The sequence below is a fragment of the Paenibacillus sp. LHD-38 genome (assembly GCF_031157315.1).
In the GTDB taxonomy this organism is placed as follows: domain Bacteria; phylum Bacillota; class Bacilli; order Paenibacillales; family Paenibacillaceae; genus Pristimantibacillus.
This window is the reverse complement of the sequence record NZ_JAVIFU010000039.1, coordinates 1-20,237: the sequence shown is the minus strand read 5'-3', so window position 1 is coordinate 20,237 and position 20,237 is coordinate 1. Positions and strand designations below refer to the sequence as shown.

At 49.7% G+C, this 20,237-nt stretch carries 12 protein-coding genes and 1 other annotated feature; of the genes, 1 reads left to right on the top strand and 11 read right to left on the bottom strand.

The annotated features are described in order from the left end of the window. Positions 1 to 259: 259 nt before the first annotated feature. From RCO25_RS25630 to RCO25_RS25605, 6 genes are all read right to left on the bottom strand, one after another. Positions 260 to 1,939: a glutamine--tRNA ligase/YqeY domain fusion protein gene (locus RCO25_RS25630; RefSeq protein ID WP_308998918.1), complete on the bottom strand. Its 1,680-nt coding sequence runs from the start codon at positions 1,937 to 1,939 to the stop codon at positions 260 to 262. A gap of 89 nt (positions 1,940 to 2,028) precedes the next feature. Further along, positions 2,029 to 2,282, bottom strand: a binding site (T-box leader). Positions 2,283 to 2,423: 141 nt separating this feature from the next. Next, positions 2,424 to 2,915, bottom strand: a complete 492-nt coding sequence (locus RCO25_RS25625; RefSeq protein WP_308998917.1) for an SRPBCC family protein — start codon at positions 2,913 to 2,915, stop codon at positions 2,424 to 2,426. A 1-nt stretch (position 2,916) separates the two neighbouring features. Then, positions 2,917 to 3,228 carry an ArsR/SmtB family transcription factor gene (locus tag RCO25_RS25620; RefSeq protein WP_308998916.1) on the bottom strand — a complete coding sequence of 104 codons (312 nt, stop codon included), beginning with the start codon at positions 3,226 to 3,228 and terminating at the stop codon, positions 2,917 to 2,919. 141 nt (positions 3,229 to 3,369) lie between these two features. Next, on the bottom strand, positions 3,370 to 4,767 hold the full coding sequence (gene thrC, locus RCO25_RS25615) for a threonine synthase (protein ID WP_308998915.1): 1,398 nt from the start codon (positions 4,765 to 4,767) through the stop codon (positions 3,370 to 3,372). Between the two features lie 166 nt (positions 4,768 to 4,933). Further along, positions 4,934 to 10,783 (bottom strand): immunoglobulin-like domain-containing protein, encoded by a 5,850-nt coding sequence (locus RCO25_RS25610; protein WP_308998914.1) that lies wholly within the window; start codon positions 10,781 to 10,783, stop codon positions 4,934 to 4,936. A 315-nt stretch (positions 10,784 to 11,098) separates the two neighbouring features. Then, entirely contained in the window at positions 11,099 to 11,755 is a 657-nt protein-coding gene (locus RCO25_RS25605; RefSeq protein ID WP_308998913.1) for a pentapeptide repeat-containing protein, read from the bottom strand. 245 nt (positions 11,756 to 12,000) lie between these two features. Here RCO25_RS25605 and RCO25_RS25600 point away from each other — a divergent pair, with 245 nt between their 5' ends. Next, on the top strand, positions 12,001 to 13,269 hold the full coding sequence (locus tag RCO25_RS25600) for a DUF3895 domain-containing protein (protein WP_308998912.1): 1,269 nt from the start codon (positions 12,001 to 12,003) through the stop codon (positions 13,267 to 13,269). Between the two features lie 3 nt (positions 13,270 to 13,272). Here RCO25_RS25600 and RCO25_RS25595 read toward each other — a convergent pair whose 3' ends face one another. The 5 genes from RCO25_RS25595 to RCO25_RS25575 form a co-directional block, all read right to left on the bottom strand. Then, positions 13,273 to 14,115 (bottom strand): carbohydrate ABC transporter permease, encoded by an 843-nt coding sequence (locus RCO25_RS25595; RefSeq protein ID WP_308998911.1) that lies wholly within the window; start codon positions 14,113 to 14,115, stop codon positions 13,273 to 13,275. Positions 14,116 to 14,130: 15 nt separating this feature from the next. After that, the gene (locus tag RCO25_RS25590) at positions 14,131 to 15,012 is read right to left on the bottom strand and encodes a carbohydrate ABC transporter permease (protein ID WP_308998910.1); all 882 of its coding nucleotides are present in this window, start codon (positions 15,010 to 15,012) and stop codon (positions 14,131 to 14,133) included. A 139-nt stretch (positions 15,013 to 15,151) separates the two neighbouring features. Further along, positions 15,152 to 16,504, bottom strand: a complete 1,353-nt coding sequence (locus RCO25_RS25585; protein ID WP_308998909.1) for an ABC transporter substrate-binding protein — start codon at positions 16,502 to 16,504, stop codon at positions 15,152 to 15,154. A gap of 171 nt (positions 16,505 to 16,675) precedes the next feature. Then, positions 16,676 to 18,262, bottom strand: a complete 1,587-nt coding sequence (locus RCO25_RS25580; RefSeq protein WP_308998908.1) for a response regulator — start codon at positions 18,260 to 18,262, stop codon at positions 16,676 to 16,678. Between the two features lie 14 nt (positions 18,263 to 18,276). After that, positions 18,277 to 20,070 (bottom strand): sensor histidine kinase, encoded by a 1,794-nt coding sequence (locus tag RCO25_RS25575; RefSeq protein ID WP_308998907.1) that lies wholly within the window; start codon positions 20,068 to 20,070, stop codon positions 18,277 to 18,279. Positions 20,071 to 20,237: the final 167 nt, after the last annotated feature.

Sequence of the window (20,237 nt, the reverse complement as noted above, 5' to 3'; positions counted from 1 at the left end):
TGGCGGCCGCTTTTATTCCGTGCAGGACTCTCCAAAGTGCTTGAGCATTTTTTGTTCAAAAAAATCTATGCACTCGATGGTAATGTCAGTGTCAACACCCATATGGTTATCAAACGATTCAAACAAGGAACAGGCTTGGAGCTGTAAGCAAATAAAAAGAACGGCCCTGCCAGATCGTTTATCGACGCGGGTCCGTTCTTTTTAAGTTAGCTTGTTTGCTGATCAGGCGTGAGCCTGGAGCAATCGAGTATGCAAGCTGTTAATGTTTTCTCCACGTATCCTTCAGCGGCACAATGCGGTTAAACACTAGCTTCTTCTCCGTTGTGTGCTTTTTATCTACACAAAAATAACCATGGCGCAAGAATTGGTATTTATCCTCGGGCTTTTGATTTCTCATATTCGGTTCAATCATACAATTCTTTAACGCGATGAATGATGCAGGATTAATGGCGCTTTCCCAGGCAAAGCCTTCATCCGTTGGCGAGACATGATCAAGCAGCAAACGATCGTACAAGTGAACATCCGCCAGTATCGCGTGATCCGCTGACACCCAATGAATGGTCCCCTTGACCTTACGGCCGGTAAATCCCGTTCCGCTTTTGGTTTGCGGGTCGTATGTGCAGCGCAGCTCAACGATGTTCCCCGTTTCCTTATCCTTAATGACTTCCTCGCATTTGATGAAATAAGCGCCGATCAGCCGAACCTCAGCATCCGGCGATAATCGATGGAACCCTTTGGAGGGCTGCTCCATAAAATCATCCCGTTCGATGTAAAGCGTTCGGGTAAAAGGAACTTCCCGTTTGCCGAGCGCCTCATTCTCGCTGTTGTTATCCATCGTCAGCAGCTCCGTTTTGCCTTCCGGATAATTGGTAATGACCACCTTTAGCGGATGCAGAACCGCCATGGCGCCCTTGACCTTCGCCTTCAGATCCTGTCTCGCCGCATGCTCCAGCATCGCAATATCAACCGAATTCTGAGCCCTGATCATCCCGATTTCGCTAATAAAGCTCCGAATGCTCTCCGGCGTAAATCCTCTTCTTCTAAGTCCGCGGATCGTCGGCAGTCTCGGATCGTCCCAGCCGTCTACGAACCCTTCCTCTACCAGCTGCCTTAAATAACGTTTACTCGTTACCACACCGGTTATATTCAGCCTTCCAAACTCTCTTTGCTTAGGCGGCTCCGTAAACTCGAGCTCATGCAGCACCCACTCGTACAAAGGTCGATGGTCCTTAAACTCAATGGAACATAACGAATACGTAATGCCCTCGATGGCGTCCTGAATCGGATGGGCAAAATCATACATCGGATAAATGCACCATTTATTTCCCGTGCGATAATGCTCCGAATGGATAATGCGATAGATGACAGGATCCCTTAGGTTCATATTCGGAGCGCTCATATTAATTTTCGCCCTAAGCACCCTTGAGCCGGTTCCATATTCACCGTTCTTCATATTTTCAAACCACCGCAGATTTTCTTCAATGGATCGGCTTCGAAATGGACTGTCTTTGCCAGGTTCAGTAAGCGTCCCCCTGTACTCAGTCACTTCAGCTGGCGATAGGTCGCAAACATAAGCTTTGCCTCTCTTAATTAACGTAACGGCGGCGTTATAGATGGCATCCGAATAGTCAGAGCCATAATAAATATGGCGCCCCGGGCTGTAGCCTAGCCACTCGATATCGTCAATAATCGCGTTCACGTATTCAATGTCCTCTTTTAAAGGATTCGTATCGTCAAAACGCAAATGGAAGCTCCCTTTATACTTTTGCGCGACGGTATAGTTCGTGTGAATCGCATAGGCGCTGCCGATGTGAAGGTATCCGTTCGGCTCAGGCGGAAAACGCGTGCACATTTCCCGAGTAAAGACGCCTGCTTGAATATCCTCATTAATGATTTTGTCTAAAAAATGTTCAACGATTGGTTCTCTATCATTACTCATAGTCAAACCTCCATAGTTAGGCTAATATTCGTCCTTGAAGCTGATCACCTGCGAAAATAAAAAAAAATCCCACCCCCAAGACTTCGCGTCTTGGGGACGAAATTTTTCGCGGTACCACCCCAGATTCATTAATATGTCGCCATATTAACCTCTTCAAGTACGGCACCTATGGATGCTTATACTCTAGCTCTATAACAGGAGCTCCTGTCACAGCATCCCCTTATCCAGGTTCCGATGTGATGCTCAGAGACTTGTTTCAATAAGCTTTTCCTTGCCCCTTTTCAGCTGCCGGGGCTCTCTGCTAAGGAATCCGATTATCTACTCTTCTCGTCATCGCCTTTTTTATATTGCATATAGGTTAACAAATACTTTCACTCACTGCAAATCATTATTTTTCTAAAATACAGCGATTGATTTTTCTTGCATTTTATTCCGCATTTTCGCAATCGGTGATGAACAAGCCGCCTAACGGCAGCTTATTTTATTAACGGGGATAATCCTTCGTAATATTTTCGAATGCTTGTACATACTGTTCGTATTTGACCTGCCATATGTCTTTACGGGATTCGATAACCCTGCCGTCCAGAAGCGCCTCAATGACATCCAAGCATACATCCCAGCCTGCGATATCCCTTGGCGTGTGGGCCGTAACTTTCGTAAGCTTCTCCTTTAATACCAAGCGGCAGCCGCTCGGCTCGGGATATAATTCAAATCGAACACGATCCTCGCCCCATGTAAATTCAAGCACCTCATGCAGCTTAAGCTCCAAAATCTCCATTTCTTCAAAGGTTCCGTCCTGCATATCAAACTTAATGACTCCGCCTTCACGCAGGTCATCGACGCTAAGCTCAGAAAACCATTTCGCGAGCTTAGCGTTATCCGTAAGCCATGACCATACCTTCTCAACGGAATGCTTCAAATGACGCTCGAAACGAACCTCATATCCATTTTCAACCGTCTGTATAACTGCTAGCATATTATTCCTCCTCATCAAGAAGTCTCTCCAAATCATCCAGCTTGTTCGACCAAAACTGTTGATACGGCGTCAGCCAATCCTGTATATCCTCTAAGGGTTTCGCATTAAGCCGGTACATATGCTTCTGCGCGTCTTTTCGCACGGTTACGAGTCCTGCCTCGCGCAATATGCGCAGATGCTTCGAAACGCCGGGCTGACTCAGCGACGATATCGTTACAAGCTCCCCAACAGAGCGCTCCTGCTCACGCAAGTGATCAAGAATCGTTCTCCTATGAGGTTCGGACAGCGCTTCAAATAGTTTATCGTTTTTCATACCGTTATATTACCATCTAGTTATATTTCTGTAAAGTTATATACATGCGAATTGGAAGACCTATATTCCCAGCTTTACAAACAAAAAAGCCGCAGCCGTTAGGAATGCTCCTTTGGCTGCAGCTTTACTGCTGTCACTTATTTATTTAGCGTTATAAAACGCTTCTAGTTCATTGACTACCGCAGCAAGCGAACCGTCTACGCGAGTCTGGCGCTGCTCTTTATTAAATAACGAAGCAATTTGTTCAGGGAATTGCTGTTCGATGCCGCAAAGCTCAATTGCTTCATTGAACTTAGCCGGATGAGCCGTTGCAAGCGATACCGTGATTTCCTTGTCATCGCTGTATTTGTCAGCCGCAGCTACGCCGCAAGCTGAATGCGGATCGAGCAGATAGCCGTTTTCCGCTTCGTATTTTTCAATAGTGCTTAAGCACTCTTGGCCTTGCACGCCATGCGCACCGAATTCCGCTTGCACCTTGCTCAGCGCATCCCCGGAAATGACGATTTGTCCCTCCGCCTTGAACTGATCCATCAGCGTGCGAATTTGCGCTGCATCCTCGCCAAGCACATAATACAAGTAACGTTCGAAGTTGCTTGCTACCTGAATATCCATCGACGGGCTGTACGTGCTGCGGAAATCCCCCGGCTTGTACACCCCCTCCAAGATAAAGCGCTCCAAAATATTGTTTTCATTGGTAGCCAGAATTAGCTTGCCGACAGGAAGGCCCATACGCTTCGCCAAGTAGCCCGCGAAAATATCGCCGAAGTTGCCGGTTGGTACGCTAAAGTTTACTTGCTTCGCATCCGTTTGCTTCGCGATTTGGAAGTAAGCGTAGAAATAATATACTGTCTGTGCCAAAATCCGCACGAAATTGATTGAATTAATCGCGGCCAAATGGTTGCTCGCTTTGAAGTCGAGATCTGCGAACAGATCCTTGATCATGCGCTGGCAATCGTCAAAGTTGCCGTCTACTGATAAATTCAGCACATTATCTTCCTGAACCGTCGTCATTTGAAGCTCCTGCACTTTACTTACTTTTCCATGCGGGTGCAGGATGCAAATTTTAATGCCGTCCTTGCCTTTAACGCCTTCGATTGCTGAAGCGCCCGTATCGCCGGAGGTTGCTCCGAGAATGTGGATTTTTTTGTTTTGCTTAGCCGCCACGTACGTATACAATTGACCCATAAACTGCAGGGCGATGTCTTTAAACGCAAAGGTAGGACCGTGGAACAGCTCCAACAAGTAGAGATCATCCTTCAATTTGCGCACCGGCGTTACTTCCGGATCACGGAAGGTAGAATAGCTCGCGTACACCATATCTTTAAGATCTTGCTCTGGAATTTCACCGTTCGTATAATACGAGAAAATGGCAAGCACAAGCTCTTGATAGCTAAGCTCCTGCCACTCCTCTAAAGTTTCTGCTGAAATAACCGGAATTTCATTCGGAACAAGCAGGCCTCCATCATTGCCAAGGCCCATCATAAACGCATCGATAAATCCTATTTTGCCAACATTTCCTCTTGTACTGATGTACTCCATTTGTAAATAGCCTCCTACATACGTGCAATTATCGTCTTATTTCGTTATTTAAATCATATCATCGTTTTCCATAATAATCGATTCTTTTCACAACAGTATATCATTTTTATTCCCTAAAAATAAACGAAAGGCATCCTAAACCTAAGGATGCCTTTCATAATCAACCTTATTTCATAAAGCTGGCCACAATCGCCGCAATCTCGGCGCGCGTAATCTTTTCTTTTGGCCTCAAGGTGCCGTCCTCGTAGCCTTTAATGATACCAGACTCCGCCAAAGCTGAAATAGCTTCCTTCGCCCAGCCCGATACGCCCGTTTCATCTGTAAAGACCGCCTTGTTGGCGTCAGCCGGCGTTACCAGTTGTTCCTTAAGCGCTCTGTACAAAATAACGAAAGCTTCCTCTCTCGTCATCTCTTGACTCGGCTTGAAGCTTCCGTCTTGGAAGCCCGTTACGATTCCCGCTTCATATAAGCCCTTCACATATTTGCTATACCAAGCCGCAGATGAGATATCCTTAAAGCCGCTATCTCCGTCCTCGGTTTCCAAATCGAGCAATCTGTACATGACCGCCATGAATTCCGCTCTGCTCATCTGTTTGTCAGGCTTGAAGCTGCCATCCGGGAAGCCTCCCAAGATGCTTTGCTCCGCAAGCTTGTTGATGGAGGCGGCTGCCCAGTGCCCGGCAGTATCCGAGAAACTCGGCTGCGGCTCCGTGCCTGGGCTTGGTGTCGGGCTTGGCGTTGGTGCTGGTGTTGGCGTCGTCTCTCCACCAGTGCCTGCCTTTTTCTCCACGGTCACAGCAGCAACAGCTATAAATCCGCCGTCCGCCGTCGTTGCGGTGATGACAGCCGTACCTTCCGCGACACCTGTTATGACGCCAGCTTCGTTCACGGCAGCTACCCCCTCCCGCGTGCTCGACCAAAGGACCGCCTTGTTGGCCGCATCAAGCGGAGCGACGGCTGCCGTTAGCTGTGCTTGCTCCTCCTGTTTCAGCGTAATTGCTTGCTTATCCAGGGATACGCCCGTTACGCGGATATCGGTATTCGGTTGTTCCACTGCAGGAACGTTAGCCAGCAGCTGCTCGTATTCAGACTGCGTAACAGGAATGACAGTACCGTGCCGCGGGCTTGCCGGCAGCTCGTAGCTTGCGGACAGCGTCCATTCACCCGAGTCCAAATCCGTCGTCTCGAACGGCACATAACCTCTGCCTCCGAACTCATCGATGAACATGAACCATTTCTCTTCCGTATTCGATTTGAACACGGTTGGTCCTTCGCCGCGGCTGATTGCGCCTTTGCCTACGCCTTCTTTAATCACGTTAAACGCCGGATCAAAAATAGAGCTGCCCGACTCCTGCAATATAAATTTACCGTTTGGCGTCTCCGCCGTATTATTCCGTTCATCCTTCGTGAAGCGGTAAACCTTGCCCGCATGCTGAAGCATTGTGGTATCGATGATGGAATAACCGTAATCCATATACACTTCAGGCTCCGTAAAGGTGTGAAAATCCCTTGTCTTCGCATACATGATGCGCTGATAGCTGCTGCCGGTATGGTTCTCATCCTCATACAGCCTTGAAGCCCAGAATACGACATATTCTCCGGTCGAATCATCATAGATGATTTCCGGTGCCCATGTATTGCCGGCCTCCTTAGGAGATACCTCCGCCATGCGCTGCTCAGACCAATTCACAAGGTCATGCGACTCCCATACCATGATCGAACGGCTGCCGGTGGTCTGCGCCGCGTTCCAGTCGCTGCTTCCGTTCATTTTCAAATCCGTTGCGATTAAGTAGAACTTATCTCCCTCGGGGGAGCGAATGATGAACGGATCGCGGACGCCTTTGTCGCCTAAGCCTGAGCTCAGGACCGGCTTGCCTTCGTTCATTTCCTGCCAGTGGAGCGGATCATTGCCCTCGCTTAATGCGAAATAGACCTGTTCGCCATTCGCGGTGCCTTCACCCGTAAAGTAACTGAACATATACCCTGCATAAGCCTCATCCTTCGGAAGCTCCTTTACGTTTGCCGCAAAAACCTTCGTTAGCGAAACGCCGTTTTTCACAACGGAAGCCGTCAGCTTCACCGTTGTGTCTCCGCTGCCATGAGCCGGCCGTTTCACCTCGCCAGTTGAAGTGACGACAGAAGGCTTCTCCGAGAACCATGAAATAGCCGTACCATTCTCGCCTGCTGCAGGCAGCGTTAGATTGCCACGTACATCATTAATGTTATAAATCATTAAGGCAGCAGCATCCTTCGCAACAGCTTCGCCATCATTCAGCCGCTTCAGCACCGTGAAGGAAAAGGTTCTTGTCGCTGTTGACTTCCCGTCCGTCAGGACGGCTGTCAGCACAACGGCTTCATTTTGCGCGTCCGATGCAGGTCTTGTAACCTTGCCTTCAGAGTTGATCACCGTCTCGTTCGCTGATTGCCACGAAATCGTCGTACCGCTCTCACCCTTCAACGGCAATATCAGGTCAGTCTGAACGGTGTCTTTGCTTGCATTCCCGCCAAGGAAATTTACCGCATCCAATTGGTCGGCCGCATGCTGCACGAGCAGTCCTTCCAGGCTTGCAGCATTTAGATCCGCCTCTGCCTTCAGCTCGCTCACTTCGGAAGCAAGCAATGCTCCGTCATAGATTTGGAAATCCGCAAGCATTCCGCCAAAGTAAGGATCGCCCGCATAAAAGGATTTTCCGATAAATCCGCTTGCGCCGGATGCTTGTTTAATTTGATCGAGCGTAAACCCGCCTGCCGTGCTGGATGATACCACGGTACCGTCGATATAAAGCGTCAGCTTGCCGTCCGTTCCGGACATGACCGCCGTTATGAGCTTCCAATTGCCGGACTGCAGCGTCGGCGCTTTGGTCGATACTTCATTGCGCCAGCCATTGGTAGCGATCCCGAAGCGCGCTGTGCTGTCGGCATTATATTTAGGCGTCATGTACAAATAATGGGTATCATTTTGTCCAAGCGCAAACAGCCATTCCGCTCCGTTCTTGCCGTTCCAATCAACGAGCGCTGATACGGTTACATCCGTCAAGCCATCCAAAATGCCCTGCGGCATTTCGATGTAGGAGCTTGTGCTGCCTCCGGCGAAGCTGATCGCTCCCGCTGTATCGGTCTTAAGCCACTCCGCGTTATCCGGATTCATCCACTTGCCGTCATGCTGACCTGCCTTGTCCCTTACCGTCGTGCCGTCCAAATCGCTCATATCATAATGCACGATTAACTCCGACTCGGAGGATGGCGGCGGTTCTACAACGCCTCCTGTGCTTTCTGTAATCATAATCCAGCTAATTTGCGGATCGGAGCTGGATGCGCCCGCATTTGCCGAACGATGTACCGTCAGCTCCAGCTTCCCTTTATCAACGGCTACATTGCCATAGCTCATCACGTCACTTGCTGCCGTGAAGACATAACCATTTGTCTTAACCGTACCGTTTACAATAATATCGGCGATTCGCTGCCCGTTGGAATACTGGGACCATGGATCATATAAACCGACATACACATCGTAATTTCCGTTTCCAATATCAAAGCGATACGATAAATCATCGCCGGAATTGCTCTTCAAATAACGCAGGGATGTGAAAATATCGCCGCTGCTCGTTCCCGATGTCAGCGTATTATCCCCGACATAACCCCAGCTTTGGTTGTTCGCAGGATCGTATTTCTGATCGATTGTTTCTCCATTAAGTACGTTTTTCTCACCCATCAAGGCAATGATGTCCTTATAATCGGCTGTCTCCGCACCGCCGGCATGGACGAAATAGGCGCTGCCTTCCGGAATAACGTACATCTGATGCTCCACTTTTTTGTTCGAAAGCTCTGTCAGCGTGCCGCTGACACGCACCGAGCCTGGCTTCTGGAAGGCGGCTTCGCTTACGCTCCATGCAATCGGTGTATCCTTGCTCGTTCCGTCCGACAACGTCACATTCACGGTGCTTGGGAACGCAGGCGCCGTACCGATGGTCGTGCTGGCAGGCAGTGTTGTATTCACCGTTACCTTCCCCATGCCGTCTAATACATCAAGCGACCATTCATCCTGCCAGCGGAGCGCAATCTCGTCATTTTGGCCAAACTCGATCGGCAGCCAAATGTAACGGGAATTCGCCAAATCATTCTGGTTCCAGCGATCGCCCATATAAATGAATTTTCCTGCAGCCGCATCGACCGGAATAACCTGCGTGCTCTGCGAGCCAAAGGTCGTGGAGCTGCCCGGCGCAACATCGCGCATCGCCTTCCACGGTCCCATAATATTGTCCGCAACCGTATATTTGCCCACGTTCGGAGCCCAGCCGGTCGCGCCGGATGTAATCATGTAGTATTTGCCTTGATATTTGAACAAAGCGGGTGCTTCGCGCTGGGCAAGCGGAAATACGCGAACATAATCCACGCCGTGAACCGCCTTGTATTCCGTATCGCGCTCTTCGTTGCCGTCTTTGTGCCAGCCCACGACATCGGTGTAGGAATCATTGAGCTTGGAAATATAGATCGTCAGGTTTTCCTCGCTCGAATATACCAAGTATGCCGTTCCGTCATCATCCTTGAACAAGGTCATATCGCGGGCCATGCCCGGCTGATTGGGCTGACCGTCATCGGTTGCGCCCGCTGGAGCGCGGTCCATGCGATGGCTCTCCTGATAGACGAATGGCCCGAGCGGTGAATCGCTGAGCGCATAACCCGCTTCAGCCTTCGCATAATTGGCTGTAGACGTCGCGCTTGGTCCGTCCGTATGCATCCACATCACGTATTTTTTTGTCTTATCGTTATAAATGACCTTCGGACGCTCAATAATCCGGTCCGTGCCGATATCGTTCAAAATATCCGCTTGATCCGTTCTGCCTTCATACAGCTCGGAAATGAGCGGATCGTTCTCGAAATCGTCCGCGGATTCAATCGCGGTCAACGCAAGCCCCTTGTCCTCCCAATTGTACAAATCCTTCGAGACATATACCCGCACACCCCTGGCCGGTAAATAACCGTTAGTCTTATCCTCGCCGTACCAGTAATAGGACTGCGTTTCCTCATCGTACATCATGCCTGCACCATGTGCCTGAATGACTGCGCCGTTCGTATCCCGCCATACCGCGCCGGGCGTAAACGAACTGTACGGCTCGTTAATCGCAAGCTCCGATATCGCCTTCTTTAAAGCAGCGATAGCCGTGATAATTTGCTCCTGCACCGCAGGCTCCGTTATCTCAGCGCTGCCGCTCGCAAGCGTCTGTTTAAGCGCTTTGCTCTCCTGAATGACACGATTCAGCTCAGCAAGGCTGTAAGGCGTATAATCCGTGTTAGCCGCTTCTGCTTCCGCAGAGGCGATTTGATTGTCTAAATCAGCTAGCGGAACGGTTATGTTCTGCCTAATGATCAGATAATTCAACAGCGGATCATTATGGTTGGTGAGCGCAGCGGCTGCCGGCCCTTGAATGCGCACATTCAGCTGCCCGTCGGTTACGCTGACCTTTCGGTAGGTGACGATCTTCTCGGCCCCGTCACCGCCGATCGCGAAATCACCGCCCGATACGTTGTTCCCTTCCAGCAGCAGATTGACGCTTCTTCCGCTCCACGGATTGTTGAAGCCGAACGTTACGTCATATTCGCCGGCCGGAAGCTCAAAGTTGTAAGCAAGAGCTTTATCTCTCACTTGGGTTCCGTTGTAATATCTTAACGAGCCTGATTTTGTCGAGGCATCGCGTACACTTGTCGCACTTGTGGTCGTGACCAAGCCCCATGTTTTTGACGTTACCGGATCAACGCCATACACCTGCTCCGTTACAGAGCTATAGAGACCAAGCTTATCCGAGCCCTCCGCGGTAGCCGGCGTTGCGTCTCCTGCATTTACGAAATAAAGAATGTAGTCGTTATCCTTCAGCTCCTGCTCCGTAAATTCGTCTGATACGGCTGCCGCTGTCCCCTGTCCTTCGCCCGCTGCATATGCTGGCGCCAATGAGGTTAGAAAGGACGCCAGCATCGTGCAGCACAGTGCCAAAGACAACCATTTCTTCTTTTTAAACAATCGTATTCCTCCTTCAAGCTTGTTGATCGCTCATTCTGAATGCGCTTACAACTAGGATGGCAGAACGTCAACACAAATGATATCGAAGATACCCCCCCTGTTCAACTGAACAATATAAACAGCAATGAACTCCAGTCAGGCTGTCTTATTTCACTAATCTAACCACTGATAAGTTCACTAAGGTTCGTTTTTTTCACCCGCCTTAATTATCCCAATCCATAAAGTCCAAGCCATTTTACTTCAAAAAAAGACGACACCTGCTCGCACGCTGGTGTCGTTCTCACTCATTTTCTAGAATGGCTATTGCTTTAGCAATTACAAGCCGTCATCCACGACCAGCCCAAAAATCGTGGCAAACGTAATCGCCTGCGCGGGCGATATGATGCAGCGCCGCAAATCCTCAATCGCTGCACCCAGGCTGTTGAACTCGCAGCTGCTGATATCGATGCCGCCGAGCTTCGTCTGCGAAAACTGTGCTTGATCGATATTGGATTCCCTTAAGTAAAAGTTGGATAATGTCATATTGGACATATCCGCTTTGGCAAGCGAGGTTTTCTCGAATTTGACTCCCTTGGCGTTGGTGAATCGAAGTACGGCATAATCCGCGTAACATTGCTCGAACCAAACGTTGCGCAGCGTCGAGCCCGTAATATCCATGCCGAGCAGTTTACAATTATGAAAGGATACGCGGTGCAAAATCACTTCGCTCAAATCGATATTCGATAAGTCGCAATTGACGAACCGAACATCCGTAAATTCTGCTTTCCGTAAGCTCACGGCCCGGAACACGACATTTTGGAACACCGCTTTATCGATGCAAATCTTATAAGCTGATTGATTATGAATGCCGCAATCCTCAATGATCCTGTCGCTAATCTCATACTCATCCGCCCACTCGTAGTCCGGCACCGTCAATGGCGTGAGCGCATCCGGAATTTTGGGCGCATCAAGCTTTTTTTCCTTGCTGGTCATCAGCAACAACCTCCCCCTGCGGCAGCTCCTTTGCAAGCCGCTGAACCTAACCTTCATTATATACGATTAAGACGGCTCATTCGACAGCATTTCTTCGCTTCCTATTTTGCTTCAAAGCAGGTCTCTAATGACTTATTGTCCAGCCCCATCTATAATGAAGAAATTAATGCCGCAAAAGAAAAGCTAACCTCTGCGATGCTGCAAGCTCGTATAAGAGGATTAAGTTATACCGATGGAGGTGCGCTATGAAATATGAGATGACGCTGGAGCAGCGCGATCACATCATGGGGCAGCTGTCCGAAGAGCAACGTCATTTCATGCATCATGAGCTTGTCAGAGGCAGAAGAACGTTGTTTGCAAGGCAGCTTGCGCGAAAAAAATGCCAGTTCATCCCCGAGGATGCGCAGTTTGAGGATATTGAATCATTTATCGAGGAATGGGACTATATCGGATTTACCGACAGCGGCGAGGTCTCACCTCATACGAAATGCGAGTGTGGGCGTTCGCTGCGCTATCAGCATCAGGTGCTTCATTTGCCGACGAACACAATTCGCTATTTTGGCATCGAGCACCTGCAGCTGCATACGGGTATCGATGCGAAAGCCGTCGCCGATATCATGAAGGGTTTCGATGTGCTGGACGGTGAAATGCACGAAGTGCTTAGCAAGTTCCGGGATGGCTGGCAGCTGGGTCAGCATCTTTTTCTGCCGCTGCCGGCTGAGCTTGACGTACCGCCTGATATCCAGGCTCAAATCGATGTCAAGCTTCCGCTGCTCGATCGGCAGCTTGCCCGTATCCGCAGAAGGCTGCATGAGCTTGATGTCGCAAGCAGAAAAAAGCGGCTGGCAGCCGCTTTAACTTACTTCGATCCATCCGCATCCGAAGACGAGGAGCCTATCGGTTCGGGGGCGGAGAATACTCCGAGCGGCTACGGCAGCGAGGATAGCAGTGAACCTGCCCATGACAGCGATATGCCGAGCGCTGATCAAGGCTCCTTTAATTTTGGGGAATACGATGCTGTCCAAGGGGCATTCAGCTTTGAAGAAACGGATAACGGCCAAGCGGCCTTCGTGTTCGATCAATCAGACAACAGCCAAGGCGCTTTCGTCTTCGATGAGGAGGCAGAAAGCCAAGGCGCGTTTCGGTTTGATGAGCCTCCGGCGAATCCAAATCAAGATGCGTCCGCATACGAGGAGGCCGGCAGGAAGCTCGGCGCCGCTGCGCGAAGAGACAGCGAGGTAAGCAGCTCGGATGCGAAGCGTTCAAGCCCCTTCTACCTGTCTCCCTCAGCTCAGCGCGTTGTTGATGATGCTATCAAATACGGCCGCATCAGCACCCTTGCCATTTCCAACTTCCTCATCGAGCAAAAGCTCGTACAGGATACGCGGATGTCTACGGGCAAGCCCGGCATTTATATCGCCGTTGCCGCTTACATGGACAAGCTTGCCGCAGCGGGCCAATGCGAACTCGTGAGCAGCAACTCCGAGGATCGCGTCTATAAAAAGAACGAATAAAGCTTAACCTTTTACAGCCGAGCCGACGGTAAGCGCGTTCTCAACCTGTTCGCTGAACAGGATGTAGATCAGCACCGTCGGCAGGCTGGCAATCGTCATCGCCGCTCCCATCGCGCCCCAATCCGTCGTAAATTGCCCTTGGAAAAACAGCAAGCCAAGCGGCAGCGTCTTCAAGCTTTCTTTGGTAATCAGAATGACGGCCATCGTAAATTCATTCCATGAATTCAGAAAAATAAAAATAACCATCGTAGCGAGCGCAGGCTTAATGATCGGCAGCATAATACTGAAGAATGTCCGGTAAATGCTCGCACCGTCAATGCAAGCCGACTCTTCCATCTCAATAGGAATGCTGCGGAAGAAGCCATAGAACACCATGGAAGCAAATGAAATATTAAAAGCAATATAAGGAATGATCAATGCCCCGTAAGTATTAGCCAAATTCAGATCCCTCACAAGAATCGCAAGCGGAATCATAATGACTTGGATCGGGATGAACATGCCCACAAGGATATACGTATGAGCGATTTTGCTAAAACGCCAGCGCAGCCTTGCCGCCGCATACGAGAACATGACCGCGAGCAGAATAGCCCCCGCTACCGTAGCCGCCGCAACCAGCAAGCTGTTCATAAAATAAACCGGAACGTTATATTTCGACCATGCCTCTACATAGTTCTCAAACCGTAAATGTACAGGCGGACCGAATGGGTTCGTTACGAAAATTTCATCGTTGCTTTTCAAAGAATAAAAGATCATCCATACGAGCGGATATACCGATAAGAGCGCATACAGCCACAAAAAGATCGGCATGCTCGGGTTGTTTTTTCTAAGCTTCATCATCCAGGCCATCTTCGCCCGCCTCCTCTAGTATGATATGCGTTCTCTAGCAATCAGTCGGTTGATAATCAGCGTTGCAATGAGACATTCAATGACGAGAATGGCCGCTGCCGCACTGCCGTAACCAAACTCTCCTACTCGGAATGCAGAACGGTACATGAGATAGGTAAGCGTGTAAGTCGAGGTTCCCGGGCCGCCGCTAGTCATAATGTACATATTGGCAAAGGCGTTCAGCCCACCCGTAATGGCGAATACCAAGCAAAATTTATACGTTTCCGCCATCATCGGAATATTGATTTTCAGAATCGCTTGCAGCTTCGTTGCGCCATCGATGCGGGCGGCCTCCATATATTGTTCAGGAACGGACTTTACTCCCGCGAGCAGCAGGGCGAAGTGATAACCCATGTACTGCCAGGCATTCACGAATGCAATCGCGATAATCGCCGATTTGCTGCTCGTAAGCCAATCCTGCTTGTATTCAAGCCCAAGTAATTCAAATACTTTATTAATGAGTCCGTATTCGCCGTTATAGATCGACAGCCATAACTGGCAAACGACCGTAATCGAAAGAACCACCGGTATAAAAAAGCTGATGCGCAAAATTTTGCGGCCCTTAAACTTGGCGTCGGCAACCGCAAAGGCTAGAATGGAGCCGATCCCGATCTGGGTTACCGTAATGATAACCGCGAAGATAAGTCCATTTTTAAGGGAGGTAAAGAACAAGCTGTCTTGAAACAGTCTCGTATAGTTATCGAACCAAATAAAAGTGCCATCCGATAGGCCGTCCCACTCATACATACTGCGAAAAAACGTTTGGACGATCGGGTAAAATACCATCACGGTATATAAAAGGAGAGCTGGCAATATAAACAAAAGTATCGCTGTCTTGTTCCCCAGAAATTTGTTCATTTCATCACTTCCTCTGCGAGTCTGACTATCCAACCGTTTCCGCGTTTCGGCTAAAGAGAGCTAGAACCCACCCCGTTCATGCCTATGGGAGTGAGTTCCGCCTCGTTTACCCTTTATCTATTGCTTGCCTCCGCAGCTGCTACTTCGCGGCTGGAACGGCTTTGTTCACGTCCTCGATAAATTGCTCCGCGCTGTATGCGCCGGTCATCAAGCTTTGCGACGCATCTTCTAACGCTGCTTTAAACTTAGCATCCGACAGCCCCCATGCGAATGAAGTCGTGCTTGTGATTTTGGCGATGTCATCGGAGAGCTGCTTCATCATCGGAGGATATTCGGTAATGATCGCTTTATCTACCTTTGTAGCTACAATCGGATTGCCGCGCTCCGTATATTTGTACTCTGCAAATTTAAGCGATAGGAAAGCGGCTAGCTTAGCTGCCAAATCTTTATCCTTCGTATCCGGATTTACAGCGTAGCCGCCTGGACCGCCGCCGCCGCTGAACGCGTATTTGCTTGCTTCGTAGTTTGCTGCGTCTTTGCCTGGGAAGTACGTCCAGCCTGCTTTGTCTCCCAGCTGCTTCGTCGATTCCGCAATTTCCCAATTCCCATTCAGGAACATGGCTGCTTTGCCCTGATGGAACAAAGCTGCAGCTTGATCGTAATTCAGGTTCGTTGCGCCCTTAGGCAGCATGCCTGCTTTTACAAGCTCGATAATTTTTTCAGCCGCTTCCTTGTAAGCAGGATCACTTGCGCTCGCTTGGCCTTTATCCAGCTTCAGAATGCCTTGCGGCTCATTGCGGGTAACGAACATATCGAACAAAGCAACCGTCGGCCATTTCTCTTTGGCAAACAGCGACAGCGGAGTAATGCCAGCCGCATTAAATGCTTTAACCGCCGTCATCAGCTCATCGTAGGTGGTCGGCACTTTCACGCCATTTTTCTCGAACAGCTCTTTGTTGTAATAGAGGAGTACAAATTCATTGCCTGAATACGGGAACGCGTAAGTATGTCCATCGTCGGCTACCAGCGTGTTCATCGTGCTCGGAAACATTTTGTCTTTAAAGCCAAGCTCGCTAACGTAAGAATCCAGCTCGAGAATGTTGCCGGATTTTTTGAACGTTGTAATGATATCCAGCCCCGCTTGGAAAATATCCGGCAGGTTGCCCGTTGCCGCATAGGTTTTCAGCTTTTGGCCGTCATCCTGCGCCTGTACTTCCAGCTCCAGCTCGACGTTCGGCATTTCCTTCTTCAATTCCGCAATCGCATAATCATAAGGAAGCTTGGTATCGTCATCGGCATACTGCGCGTAGATCCGAAGCTTAACCGGCTTCACTTCTTCCGTCTTCGTCTCCTCCTGCACGGCATTAGTCGCCGTCTCTTTGTTGCCTTCACTCGCCGCATTGTTGTTCGCAGCCTCATTATTGCCCGCGGAGCCGCAGGCTGCCACGAATATCAAGCAAAGACTCATCACTGCAATTGCCAGCTTTCTCATTGTTTGGCCCCCTAAAGTTTGTTCTATTGAAATCGCTCTCTTCGTGCTCTTTACATTTCTGAGTATAAGCAATCCGTTCCGTCTTGATAATGAAGAAACTGCGTGCTTTTGGTAAAATCCGCAGATTTACCATTGAAAACTTATAAATTGTTATATCGCAATAAAGAGCCGCTATTGGCGGCTCTTTTCATATTCGCTGGGAGAATACCCGTAAAATTTTTTGAAGCTTTTGCTAAAATAACCCGGATCATTATAGCCGACCTTCTCTGCAATGTCGGTTAGCCGCGCCTGATTGCGACCGAGCATTTCCTTCGCCTGCTGCATCCGAAATTGCGTTAAATAATCGCTGACCGTAATTCCGATCTCCTTCTTGAATACCGCGCGCAGATAGCTCGCGTTAATATATACATGCGAAGCAATCTGTTCCAGCTGCAGCCCTGGATCCGCATAATTTTGCTCCATATACGTCTTGGCTGCCTTTGCGATTTTAGAGGAACGGGTATTGCGGTGCTTGCTGTTGTAGCTCACCGCTTTGCGGAACAGCTCCTTGAGCCAGTCGAAGGTCAGCTCTGCCGATTCCAGCTTCCGAATTTCGTTATATGGAAAAAAATGATCCCCGAAGCAATCCTCCACGGGATGGCCGGATTCCTCAAAATAGGAGAGGTTAACCGAAACAAGTCCCATACAGATGACATAAATATAATCGATCGCCAGCCGCCGCTCGCGAATCGTTTGGAAGACTTCATCCAGCTTTCGCTCAATGGGCTCCCAGCTATTTAGCCTCAGCAGCACGAGAAGCTCCTCATTTACCTCCAGCGGGTAGAAGGGCTGGTTGCCGCTGCTTGGCAATTGCTCCCCGTAGGCAATGACCCGGTCATGCCCCAGCACATACTTGTTTTGCAGCGCCTCCAGCGCTTCGCCATAGGAGGCGGCAATCCCTTTGAAGCCATCTTTGCTTCGCCCGACGCCGACCGTGACGGTGAATTTCAAATATTTTTTGATGAGGAAACATAGCTTCTTATACCCCTCCAGCGAGGGCAGCTCGTCCCTTTCCCCGTTATGCCGGGCAAGGCCTACAGTCCGTCCCTCCGGCCCGTTAAAGATCAAATAATCGCCGCTCTCCTCCAGCGCCTCGTTCAGCACATTCGTTACCGCGTATTTCATCAGCAGCCGGTCGCTCGCTTTGCTCCATTTCCGATCCATGTGATCGATCTCGATACAGGCAGCGACATAATGGCCGCTTTCCGCCTGTATGCCAAACTGCTGCAGCCGCTTGACCGTTTCTTCATCCGATAGCGCGTATTCACGACTAATCAGCTGACCGAGAAAGCTTTCCTTCATCAGCTCCGTATTTTCGCGCAGGGTAACCTTCTCCTCCTGTGCCTTCTGATGCTGCTGCCGCAGCTTCACCAGCGTAAGGAGCAGCTCGTCCTTGGAGAAGGGCTTCAGAATATAATCCTCAACGCCGAGCTTGAGCGCCTTTCGCGCATACTCGAACTCATTATGTCCCGTAATCAGAACGATGCTTACCTCGGGATAATGCTCTTTCAGTTTCTCTGCAAGCTGCAGCCCATCCATAAACGGCATCGTAATATCAACAAGCGCAATATCCGGCCGATCAATTGCAGCCAGTTCAAGCGCTTCTAATCCGTTTTTCGCTTCCTGGTTTATGGTGAAGCCGAGTGTCTCCCAGTCCAGCACCGTTTTCAAATATTCGCGAAAAATAACTTCATCATCCACGATCATTATTTTTTGCATCGCTTCTTCCGCTCCTATTCCGCTTGATAGGGAATCTGGGCGATCACCGTTGTGCCCAGTCCGTTCACGCTCTCGATTTGCACGCCGTATGCCTCGCCGAAGTAGAGCTTGATTCGCTCGTGCACGCTGTTCAGGCCGTAGCCCACCCGCTGTTGTGAATCCCTCATTCCCCCGTTTATGGCTTGAAGCCGTTCCTCCGTTATGCCCGCGCCGTCATCCTTGACGGTCAAGAAGATCCTTTGCTCCTCGCGCCTCGCCGTAATCGTCAGCCGGCCAAACGTCGATTTATTTTTCAGCCCGTGGTAAATCGCATTTTCCACCAGCGGCTGCACGGTCAGCTTCGGTATCATGCAATGCAAAATGCCAGGATCAATATCCATTTCGAAGTCAAACACATCGGAGTAACGGATTCGCTGAATGGACAAGTAATCCATCACGCTCCTCATTTCCTCCTCCAGCCTGATCTGATCCTTGCCTTGGCTGAGCGCCACCCGGTAGAAATCGGCTAAAGCCTTAGTCGTTCGCTGCACATCTCTAGCACGTCCCATCTCGGACAGCGTATAAATGACGTCGAGCGTGTTATACAGAAAATGCGGTTTAATCTGCGCCTGCATAAGCGCCAGCTCATATTCCCGCTTCTTGCGCTGCTCCGCGCTAATGTTCGCCAAGAGCTCCTTGACCCTCCCCATCATCGTGTTGAAGCCGGAGGCCAGTAAGCCGATTTCATCACCCGAGGTTACCTCGATTTGCTGATCAAGGTTCCCTTCCTTTACCCTCTTCATGTGACGGGATAAATGGACAATCGGCTTGGAGATGACATTCGACAGCAGCCGTGCGACAAACAAGGCCATTACAAAGCAAACGAGACCAATCAGCAGGATAAGCTTTGTGATTTTTCTCGTGTCTTCCGTCAGCAGATCATAAGGCACCTGGGATATCAGCTTCCAGCCGAGGCTCGGAAGCTCGCTGCTGACGAGCAGCATCTCGCCGTTCTCGGACGTTCGGACCCTTGCACTCGCCTTACTACCCTGCATCCATTCCAGCAAAGCCGGTTCTTTGATCGGCTGCAGCACCTCGGCCGCGGTTTGCGACGAAACAATGCGTCCTGCGGCATCGGCTATAAAATAAGAGCCTTCCTTGATAGAGCCAATATTTTCATACACGGCCGATAAGGCGCTTTCCCTAATATTGAGAATTAGATAGCCGAGCGGCACGCCCGTATTAATGTTCACGATGCGCTTGCCAAGCGTAAGGATCGGCTCTTCTTCGTTATTCACGAGAAAATTCCGTTTCTGCATCGAAAACCAAATATTCGCTCCGTTTGATTGCTGCAGACGGCTAAGCAGCTCGCTCCCAGCCGCAAGCTCCTGTTGGCTTTCCATGCTCGAGTTGGAGCCGTAAATACGATTACCTTGATCAATGAATGCAGCGGATTCCACATCAGGGAATACGACCAACGCAAAGCTGAGCTGATTCGTGATTTTAGTGTAGAGCTGAAGCTCCGACATCCTTCCCCTTGCTCCGGCTTGATCCTCAACCAGCACCTTATTCAAATTAAGCGTAAGCATATTGGCCGTGCTTGTCGCATTCGTCAATATGCCGTTGATTTGCGTGATGATGAGGGAGGAGTTATCCGATACGTTTTTTACCGTTTTCTCTACGATAGCATTGGTATAAATGCGGTTAGAGGCAAAGCCGAGCACGAATAACGGAATGATAATAAGCGGAACGTAGACAAGCGTAATCTTGTTGCGGATTAATCGGTTGCGAAACCATTCGAATCGTTTTAGCCGATTGTACACGTTCACTCGTTGTCCCCCTGAGCAGAATTTGCTTCTTTTTTACTAGTTTTACTAACTCAAACTTCGCAGCTAGGAATCGACAGGTAAGCCTTGAGGTAGCTAGGTAAGCCGGCGATCCATTGTTGGAGTTGACTTTTAATCAATTTTGAAAGTTTTTTGTTTGCGGTTGTTGC

Bases quoted from the DNA above. Each gene is read 5' to 3' on its own strand.
- RCO25_RS25580 (WP_308998908.1), bottom strand. From the start codon at position 18,262: ATGCAAAAAATAATGATCGTGGATGATGAAGTTATTTTTCGCGAATAT.
- RCO25_RS25590 (WP_308998910.1), bottom strand. From the start codon at position 15,012: ATGAACAAATTTCTGGGGAACAAGACAGCGATACTTTTGTTTATATTG.
- RCO25_RS25585 (WP_308998909.1), bottom strand. From the start codon at position 16,504: ATGAGAAAGCTGGCAATTGCAGTGATGAGTCTTTGCTTGATATTCGTG.
- RCO25_RS25595 (WP_308998911.1), bottom strand. From the start codon at position 14,115: ATGGCCTGGATGATGAAGCTTAGAAAAAACAACCCGAGCATGCCGATC.
- RCO25_RS25630 (WP_308998918.1), bottom strand. From the start codon at position 1,939: ATGAGTAATGATAGAGAACCAATCGTTGAACATTTTTTAGACAAAATC.
- thrC (WP_308998915.1), bottom strand. From the start codon at position 4,767: ATGGAGTACATCAGTACAAGAGGAAATGTTGGCAAAATAGGATTTATC.
- RCO25_RS25625 (WP_308998917.1), bottom strand. From the start codon at position 2,915: ATGCTAGCAGTTATACAGACGGTTGAAAATGGATATGAGGTTCGTTTC.
- RCO25_RS25600 (WP_308998912.1), top strand. From the start codon at position 12,001: ATGAAATATGAGATGACGCTGGAGCAGCGCGATCACATCATGGGGCAG.
- RCO25_RS25605 (WP_308998913.1), bottom strand. From the start codon at position 11,755: ATGACCAGCAAGGAAAAAAAGCTTGATGCGCCCAAAATTCCGGATGCG.
- RCO25_RS25620 (WP_308998916.1), bottom strand. From the start codon at position 3,228: ATGAAAAACGATAAACTATTTGAAGCGCTGTCCGAACCTCATAGGAGA.